At 57.3% G+C, this 565-nt stretch carries 1 rRNA gene; it reads left to right on the top strand.

The features are described from left to right. A 23S ribosomal RNA gene (locus ACETK3_RS21355) occupies positions 1–565 on the top strand; the annotation flags it as partial.

Here is a 565-nt window from a genome sequence, read left to right as displayed (position 1 = left end):
CAGGAGGTTGGCTTAGAAGCAGCCACCCTTAAAAGAGTGCGTAATAGCTCACTGGTCAAGTGATTCCGCGCCGACAATGTAGCGGGGCTCAAGTACACCGCCGAAGTTGTGGCATTCACATATTGTCCTAGCCTTCGTGGTTCAGGAGTGTGGATGGGTAGGGGAGCGTCGTGTGGGCGGTGAAGCTGCGGTGTAAACCAGTGGTGGAGCCTACACGAGTGAGAATGCAGGCATGAGTAGCGAAAGACGGGTGAGAAACCCGTCCGCCGAATGATCAAGGGTTCCAGGGTCAAGCTAATCTGCCCTGGGTAAGTCGGGACCTAAGGCGAGGCCGACAGGCGTAGTCGATGGACAACGGGTTGATATTCCCGTACCGGCGAAAAACCGCCCATGCTGAGCGGGGGATACTAACTGCCCGAAACCTGCCTGACACCCCTTGTGGGTGAAGGGTTTTGGTGGAGCGCAGGACCTGATCCCGGGAGGCAAGCGTATTAACAGGTGTGACGCAGGAAGGTAGCCGAGCCGGGCGATGGTTGTCCCGGTCTAAGGATGTAGGGCGAATGGT

Origin of the sequence: Arthrobacter sp. E44, from assembly GCF_041877125.1 — a bacterium.
GTDB lineage: Bacteria > Actinomycetota > Actinomycetes > Actinomycetales > Micrococcaceae > Arthrobacter.
Note: the sequence above shows the minus strand (reverse complement) of the source record. Positions and strands in the feature narration are given on the sequence as shown.